The 8,010-nt window shown below is 63.4% G+C and carries 8 protein-coding genes; all 8 read left to right on the top strand.

All coding sequences use genetic code 11. From position 1 onward, the window contains the following. A partial coding sequence (locus I5W_RS08950; protein ID WP_044528959.1) for a cytidylyltransferase domain-containing protein occupies positions 1–474 on the top strand: 474 nt, incomplete at its 5' end. A 277-nt stretch (positions 475–751) separates the two neighbouring features. Next, the gene (adk, locus tag I5W_RS08945; RefSeq protein ID WP_017454362.1) at positions 752–1,408 is read left to right on the top strand and encodes an adenylate kinase; all 657 of its coding nucleotides are present in this window, start codon (positions 752–754) and stop codon (positions 1,406–1,408) included. Positions 1,409–1,680: 272 nt separating this feature from the next. Further along, positions 1,681–3,723, top strand: a complete 2,043-nt coding sequence (locus I5W_RS08940) for a sodium-translocating pyrophosphatase (protein ID WP_199901723.1) — start codon at positions 1,681–1,683, stop codon at positions 3,721–3,723. 97 nt (positions 3,724–3,820) lie between these two features. Further along, positions 3,821–5,026, top strand: a complete 1,206-nt coding sequence (locus I5W_RS08935; protein ID WP_017454364.1) for a patatin-like phospholipase family protein — start codon at positions 3,821–3,823, stop codon at positions 5,024–5,026. Positions 5,027–5,151: 125 nt separating this feature from the next. Beyond that, on the top strand, positions 5,152–5,547 hold the full coding sequence (locus I5W_RS08930) for a ribonuclease domain-containing protein (protein WP_017454365.1): 396 nt from the start codon (positions 5,152–5,154) through the stop codon (positions 5,545–5,547). A 50-nt stretch (positions 5,548–5,597) separates the two neighbouring features. Beyond that, positions 5,598–6,071 (top strand): barstar family protein, encoded by a 474-nt coding sequence (locus I5W_RS08925; RefSeq protein ID WP_242405707.1) that lies wholly within the window; start codon positions 5,598–5,600, stop codon positions 6,069–6,071. 100 nt (positions 6,072–6,171) lie between these two features. Continuing rightward, positions 6,172–6,783, top strand: coding sequence for a phosphoribosylglycinamide formyltransferase (gene purN / locus I5W_RS08920; RefSeq protein WP_026052251.1), 612 nt, complete (start codon positions 6,172–6,174; stop codon positions 6,781–6,783). Positions 6,784–6,843: 60 nt separating this feature from the next. Next, the coding region (locus I5W_RS08915) for an RsmB/NOP family class I SAM-dependent RNA methyltransferase (RefSeq protein ID WP_044528958.1) at positions 6,844–8,010 on the top strand (1,167 nt) is incomplete at its 3' end.

Genomic DNA, 8,010 nt, shown 5'->3' with positions numbered 1-8,010 from the left:
CACATCAAGGAGGGCGTACCGATGGCCACGGCCGCGCACGCCATCGAGACCGCCGAGGATGCCTTCAATCCCAACGTGGTCAAGGTGGTGTTGAACAAGGAAGGCTGCGCCATGTATTTCTCGCGCGCCACCATTCCCTGGCATCGCGATGCCTTTGCCAAGTCGCGCGCGGTGTTGCCGGACGCCACCGGCCCCGACCACGTCAACGAATACGTGCCGCTGCGCCATATCGGCCTGTATGCCTACAGCAACCGCTTCTTGCAGCTCTATCCGACGCTGGCGCCGGCGCCGCTGGAACGCATCGAGGCGCTGGAGCAGTTGCGCGTGCTCTGGCATGGACATGCCATCGCGGTGCACGTCACTTCACTGGTGCCGGAGGCCGGTGTCGATACGCCCGAGGATCTGTTGCGCGTGCGCAAGCATTTCGAGGTGCCGCCCGACAGCCCCCTGATCCAGACCATCTCGGCGCTTTGATGGGCGGGCCGCAGGCATGATCCGGCGCAAGGTGGCGCCGATCGGCTTGCTGTAAGTTCCATGTCAAGCTGACACGACACAATCGAAAGCCGGAGACTGCTTAAAAATCAGGCGTTTGTCATGGTTAGGTAAGATTTTGTGGTAAGTTTCGTCCCAGAGCTGATGCAAACGGCGCGCAAACAAGCTGCATAACCGTCCAGATGGCAGCGATCCTCTGCCATCACGTCACAAAAGAATTCAAGCATTCATATTTCAAAAACCTCAATTAGGAACCCTTATGCGCCTCATCCTTTTAGGAGCGCCTGGTGCCGGTAAAGGCACGCAAGCCACTTTTATCAAGGAAAAATTCAACATTCCGCAAATCTCCACCGGTGACATGCTGCGCGCTGCCGTGGCCGCGGGCACTGAGCTTGGCATCGCGGCCAAGAAGGTGATGGATGCAGGCGGTCTGGTTTCCGACGACATCATCATCGGCCTGGTCAAGGATCGCCTGAAGCAGGCTGACTGCGCCAATGGCTACCTGTTCGACGGCTTCCCGCGCACCACGCGTCAGGCAGATGCGATGAAGGAAGCCGGCGTAGCCATCGACTACGTGCTGGAAATCGACGTGCCCGACAGCGCCATCGTCGAGCGCATGAGCGGTCGTCGCGTACACCCGGGTTCGGGCCGCAGCTACCACGTCAAGTTCAACCCGCCCAAGGTCGAGGGCAAGGATGACATCACGGGCGAGCCGCTGATCCAGCGCGACGACGACAAGGAAGAAACCGTCAAGAAGCGCCTGGCCGTCTACCATGACCAGACCGAAGTGCTGCTGGGCTACTACGGCAAGTGGGCTGAATCGGGCGAGCCCGGTGCACCCAAGTATCGCAAGATCGCCGGCGTGGGTCCGGTGGAAGAAATCAGGGATCGTGCATTTGCCGCCCTGGCGGAGTAAAGTGAAGCGGACTTCGTCCGCTTTTTTTTATGCTGTCGCGCTTCATGCCTCCAGCGCGGCTGACCGCAAAAACTAAGTAAACCGATCACCGGTCATCACCCCCGCCCGAGGGCGTGATACCGGCGGCCCGGCAAGACAGAACAATTCCAATAAAAAGGGCGACGCAATTTGTCGGCGCAGTATCGGCAGCGACGCACCGGGGCAGCATGGCCCGGGCGAGGCGCCCGATGTTCGTGATTGTTGATGAGTCGTGATAACAAAAGGAGATGAAGATGGCACTTGCCCTGTGGTTTGCCATTGCCTGCGGCTTGGTCGCGGTGATCTATGGCCTGGTATCGCGTAGCTGGATTCTCAAGCAAGACCCCGGCAATCCCCGTATGCAGGAAATCGCCCTGGCCATCCAGCAGGGGGCGGCGGCCTATCTGGCGCGCCAGTACCGCACCATCGCCATGGTCGGGGTGGTGCTGCTGATCGTCATTGCCGTCATTCCCGGACTGGGGTGGCTCACTGCCATCGGCTTCCTGCTGGGCTCAGTGCTATCCGGCGCCTGCGGTTTCATCGGCATGAATGTCTCGGTGCGCGCCAACGTGCGCACCGCCCAGGCCGCCACGCGCGGCATGAACGAGGCGCTGGGCGTGGCTTTCCGCGGTGGGGCGATTACCGGGATGCTGGTGGTGGGGCTGGGGCTGCTGGGGGTGTCGCTGTTCTTCTGGGCCTTGTTCGTCTATGGGCAAGGGCGTGCGGCGAGCCTGCATGACGCCATCCAACCCTTGATCGGGCTGGCCTTCGGCGCTTCGCTCATCTCCATCTTTGCGCGGCTGGGGGGCGGCATCTTCACCAAGGGCGCCGACGTCGGCGCCGATCTGGTGGGCAAGGTCGAGGCCGGCATTCCCGAGGATGATCCGCGCAACCCCGCCGTGATCGCCGACAACGTCGGTGACAACGTGGGCGATTGCGCCGGCATGGCCGCCGATCTGTTCGAGACCTACGTGGTCACGCTGGTGGCCACCATGCTGCTGGGCAGCCTGGTGTTGAAGGGCATGGAAACCCTGGCCGTGCTCTATCCGCTGGCACTGGGCGGGGTCTCCATCCTGGCTTCCATCGTCGGCTGCGCCATGGTCAAGGCGCAACCGGGCAAGAAGATCATGGCGGCGCTCTACACCGGCCTGTGGTGGGCGGCGGGGTTGTCGCTGCTGGGCTTTGCCGCGGTCACCTGGCTGCTCTTGCCGCCCGAATTGCGCCTGCCGCTGATGGGTGCGGCGGTGGTGGGCATCGTGCTGACCGGCTTGATGGTCTATATCACCGAGTACTATACCGGCACCGACTTCAAGCCCGTGCGCCACATCGCCGAGGCGTCCACCACCGGGCATGGCACCAACATCATCGCCGGGCTGGGCGTGTCGATGAAATCGACCGCCTATCCGGTGCTGGCGGTGTGCGCGGCGATCCTGGCGTCGTACTGGCTGGCCGGGCTGTACGGGATTGCGATTGCAGCCACCTCCATGCTCTCCATGGCCGGCATCGTGGTGGCGCTGGATGCCTATGGCCCCATCACCGATAACGCTGGCGGCATCGCCGAGATGTCCGGCCTGCCCGATTCGGTGCGCGCCATCACCGACCCGCTCGATGCCGTGGGCAATACCACCAAGGCCGTCACCAAGGGCTATGCCATCGGTTCGGCCGGGCTGGCGGCGCTGGTGCTGTTTGCCGACTATACCCATGCGCTGGAATCGGTGGGCAAGACGGCCAGCTTCGACTTGTCCAGTCCGGCGGTGATCATCGGCCTGTTTATCGGCGGGCTGATTCCTTATCTGTTCGGCGCCATGGCGATGGAAGCGGTCGGGCGCGCCGCCGGTGCGGTGGTGGTGGAGGTGCGCCGCCAGTTCCGCGACATCGCCGGCATCATGGATGGCAGCGGCCGGCCCGAGTATGACCGCGCGGTGGACATGCTGACTTCCTCGGCCATCCGCGAGATGATCCTGCCCTCGCTGTTGCCGGTGATCGTGCCCATCCTGGTAGGCTTGCTGCTGGGACCGTCGGCACTGGGCGGCCTGTTGATGGGTACCATCGTCACGGGTCTGTTCGTGGCCATTTCGATGACCACCGGTGGCGGCGCCTGGGACAACGCCAAGAAATACATCGAGGATGGCCACCACGGCGGCAAAGGTTCGGATGCCCACAAGGCCGCCGTCACCGGCGACACCGTGGGCGATCCCTACAAGGACACGGCCGGGCCGGCCGTCAATCCCCTGATCAAGATCATCAACATCGTGGCGCTGCTGCTGGTGCCGCTGTTGCCTGCGCTGCCGAGTTGATCGGCTGGGGTGGCGCCATGCGCAGGCCACCCAAATAAGCCGCATTTGCCGGCCAATTCTCTTCTCCACAGGGGGGCGCTGCTGATAAGCTCCCCCTATGGAGACCATGGAACATAAAACAGGCTTGATCCTGACCGGCGGTGGCGCCCGGGCGGCTTACCAGGTGGGCGTGCTCAACGCCATCTCGATGATCCTGCTCGAAGCCGGTTGGCCGGTGCACAGCAATCCCTTCCCCATCATCTGCGGCACTTCGGCCGGTGCCATCAATGGCACCGCCCTGGCGTGCCGCGCCGATGACTTCGGCGAGGCGGTGCGCGAGCTGATGGCGGTGTGGAGCAATTTCAAGGTGGAGCAGGTGTACCGCGCCGATTCGCTGGGCGTGATCCGCTCGGGCGCGCGCTGGCTGTCGCTGTTTTCCTTCGGCTGGCTGCTGCGCAAGTGGCGCGCCAATCCACCCAATTCCTTGCTGGACAACACGCCGCTGGTGAGTATGCTGCATCGCCTGCTGGACCTGCCGCGCCTGGATGCGGCGCTGGAGCAGGGCCAGTTGCACGCGCTGGCGGTCACGGCATCGTCCTACACCAGCGGCCAGCACATCACCTTCTATCAATGTGCAGAAGAAATCGAACCCTGGCGCCGCACCCAGCGCCTGGCCATGCGCGACCAGATCGGCATCGACCACTTGCTGGCGTCCTCGGCCATTCCCTTCATCTTTCCTGCCATTCCGGTGTACATCGATGGTCGCTGCGAATATTGCGGCGATGGCTCCATGCGCCAGATCGCGCCGATCTCGCCGGCCATCCACCTGGGCGCCACCAAGGTGCTCATCATCGGCGCCGGCCGCATGGGCGAGAAGGGCGAACAGGCACCCACCAATACCCCGCATTACCCCAGCCTGGCCCAGGTAGCCGGTCATGCCATGTCGGGCATCTTCCTCGATGGTCTCTCGGCCGATATCGAACGCATCAACCGGGTCAACCAGACGCTGTCCGTATTGAATGAGGAGCAGCGCCGCCATACCCCCTTGAAGCCCATCCGCACCCTGGTGATCTCGCCCTCGCATCGCATCGACAGCATCGCCAGCCGCCACGTGGTCAACCTGCCGCGCCCCATCCGCACCATGCTGGGCGGCATCGGCGCCACCGAGGCGCGTGGCTCGGCGCTGGCCTCCTACCTGCTGTTCGAACAAAGCTTCACGCGCGAACTGATCGCCCTGGGCCAAAGCGATACCTACGACAAGCGCGAGGAAGTGCTGGCCTTTTTTGAACCGGATACCGCCCAGCTACTCCAAGCCCCTGCCTGACTTGCTGCCGGTCAAACTCCATGCCCGCCGTGGTTGCCTCGCCGAAAGCAACACGTTAATCTAGCGAGTGCTGTTGTCTCTTGTTGACAAAGTTGCAATTTAAAGAATAAATGCCGACGATGCAAATGCGAGTCCGATTCATTTCCTCTTTCTTCACCCGCTACTGGCTGGTCCTGCTGACGGCCCTCATGCTGGCCGCGCCGGTTCATGCCCGCGGCCCGGCGCCGGGTGGCTTGCCGGAAGTCAACCTGGACCAGTTGCCGCGCGAAGCCCAGCAGACCATGGCCCTGATCCGTCAGGGCGGGCCTTTCCCATATGAAAAGGATGGCGCCGTCTTCGGCAACTATGAAGGGGTTTTACCCAAGCAAAAGCGCGGGTATTATCGCGAATACACGGTCAAGACGCCGCGTGCGCGCAATCGCGGCGCTCGCCGCATCATCAGCGGGGGAGAGCCCGCTTCTTCCGGCGAATACTATTACACCAGCGATCATTACAAGACCTTCCGGCGCATCCGCGATTGATCGCGCCCAGGAGCAGGGCAAGGCGCGCAAGCCCTGCCGCAGCAAGCGTCATACATCAGGTCAGCCAAGTCAGCCATTACAACCAAGACAGCCACACTGCCCCGCCTATGAATACTGAAGGGAAAATGAGTTTGTTCAAAACGGTGCCGCCCAATATCGTGCAGTCGATCCGCGCCTTTCGCGTGAACGAGCTGCAGCAGGAGGCCGCGCACCTGCAGCAGCATTTTCTCTACGCCTATTGTGCCGAGGCCCTCACCAAGCAGCAGGTGCTCACTACCATCGCCACCGCCTTCCACTTTCCGCGGCATTTCGGCAAGAACTTCGACGCCCTGCACGATTGCCTGACCGACCTGACCCACAAGGCCGGCAAGCAGATCGGCTTCGTCGTGGTGCTGGAACAACTGCCCAATACCCAGAAATTCGACAAGGAAGCCCGCGAAACCCTGCTCGACGTGTTCCGCGACGCCGCCGATTACTGGGCCGAAAAGAAGGTGCCGTTCCGGGTCTTCTATTCCTTCCAGTAAATTTTCTTCACATTTTGATAAATCTTTTACGCCACGCCGCAGCTTTCACATGGTGAAAAGCGGGGGCGAAGAGGCCGCCAGCAGGTACAATGCGCACACCATGAGAAGCATTGTCATCCTGATTTCCGGACGTGGCAGCAATATGGAAGCCATCGTCCGCGCCGCACAGGCCGAGCGCTGGCCTGCCAGAATTGCCGCCGTCATCAGCAACCGCGCCGACGCCAGCGGTCTCGAATTCGCCGCCAGCCACGGTATTGCCACCGCCGTCATTGCCAACCGCGACTATCCCACGCGCGACCAGTTCGATGCCGCCCTGCGCGCACAGATCGATACCTTCGCGCCGGACCTGGTGGTGCTGGCGGGGTTCATGCGGATCCTGACGGCGCCTTTCGTCAATCATTACCAGGGCCGTATGCTCAACATCCACCCGTCGCTGCTGCCCAGTTTCCCCGGCCTGGCGACGCACCGCCAGGCGCTGGCGGCGGGGGTGAAGCTGCATGGCGCCACCGTGCACTTCGTCACGCCCGACCTCGACCACGGCCCCATCGTGGCCCAGGCTGCCGTGCCGGTGCTGGAGGACGATAGTGAAGAAACGCTCGCCGAGCGCGTCCTGGAACAGGAACATGTGATCTACCCGCGCGCCGTGCGCTGGTTCGTGCAGGGCCGCCTGGCGCTGGATGGCGCCCGCGTGCGTCTGGCCGCCGAGCATTGAGGCGCCTGCCACCTGTCGTTTGCGCCACCCTTATCTTGAATTGAATCTGAAGGACCTAGCATGAGATTGCCTCCCGCGATCATCCCCCATACCGAAGAACTGCTGCGCGAAGTGCTGCGCTTCACCGGCCCGGCCGACGTCACCCTGTCGCGCTACTTCCGCGACAACCCACGCCTGGGCAGCCGCGAGCGCGGCGTGATCGCCGAGGCGGTCTACGGCTTGCTGCGCAACAAGACGGTACTGACCAATTTCGCCGAATCCGGCAGCGGCCCCATGATGCGCCGTCTGGCCCTGCTGGGCCTGGCCGATGCGGTCGGCGCCGAATCCATCGCCGGGCTCCAGGAGGGCGAAGCCGACTGGCTGGAACGCGTGGCCCAGATCGACCGCACCCAGTTGGCGCCGCAGATGCGCAGCAACCTGCCGCCCTGGCTGTGGGAAAAGCTGGTGGCCCGCATGGGGGAAGAAGCCACCCTGCAACTGGCCGATGCCATGAACCGCCCGGCGCCGCTGGACCTGCGCGTGAACGCCCTCAAGTCTGACCGCGACACGGTCATGGCCGAATTGGCCAAGGCCCCGGTGGCCTGCGAGCCCACGCCCTATTCCCCGCTGGGCTTGCGCGTGTTCAAGAAACCGGCCCTGCAGAACCTGCCGCTGTTCAAGGAGGGCGCCATCGAAGTGCAGGATGAAGGCAGCCAGTTGCTGGCCCAGATCGTCGGCGCCAAGCGCGGCGAGATGGTGGTCGATTTCTGTGCCGGCGCCGGTGGCAAGACCCTGGCGCTGGGGGCGCTGATGCGCAATACCGGCCGCCTGTATGCCTTCGATGTGTCCGAAAAGCGCCTGGCCAAGCTCAAACCGCGCCTGGCCCGTAGCGGCCTGTCCAACGTGCATCCGGTGGTGATCGCCCACGAGAACGATGCCAAGGTCAAGCGCCTGGCCGGCAAGCTCGACCGCGTGCTGGTCGATGCGCCTTGCAGCGGCCTGGGCACCCTGCGCCGCAATCCCGACATGAAGTGGCGCCAGAGCGTGGAGACGCTCACCGAGATGCGCGCCAAGCAAGGGTCCATCCTGGCCAGCGCCGCGCGCCTGGTGCGCCCGGGCGGCCGCCTGGTGTACGGCACCTGCAGCTTCCTGGAAGAAGAAAACGACGAAGTCATCGCCGAATTCCTGGCCGCGCATCCCGACTTCACGTTGCGCCCGATGAGCGAAGTGCTGGCCGAGCAGAAGATT

The organism is Herbaspirillum sp. B65 (assembly GCF_000333555.1).
Classification (GTDB): domain Bacteria; phylum Pseudomonadota; class Gammaproteobacteria; order Burkholderiales; family Burkholderiaceae_D; genus Herbaspirillum; species Herbaspirillum rubrisubalbicans.
Note: the sequence above shows the minus strand (reverse complement) of the source record. Positions and strands in the feature narration are given on the sequence as shown.

What these genes read in the sequence shown, in the direction of transcription:
- adk (WP_017454362.1), top strand. Translation starts at nt 752, where the DNA reads ATGCGCCTCATCCTTTTAGGAGCGCCTGGTGCCGGTAAAGGCACGCAA.
- I5W_RS08935 (WP_017454364.1), top strand. Translation starts at nt 3,821, where the DNA reads ATGGAGACCATGGAACATAAAACAGGCTTGATCCTGACCGGCGGTGGC.
- I5W_RS08940 (WP_199901723.1), top strand. Translation starts at nt 1,681, where the DNA reads ATGGCACTTGCCCTGTGGTTTGCCATTGCCTGCGGCTTGGTCGCGGTG.
- purN (WP_026052251.1), top strand. Translation starts at nt 6,172, where the DNA reads ATGAGAAGCATTGTCATCCTGATTTCCGGACGTGGCAGCAATATGGAA.
- I5W_RS08930 (WP_017454365.1), top strand. Translation starts at nt 5,152, where the DNA reads ATGCGAGTCCGATTCATTTCCTCTTTCTTCACCCGCTACTGGCTGGTC.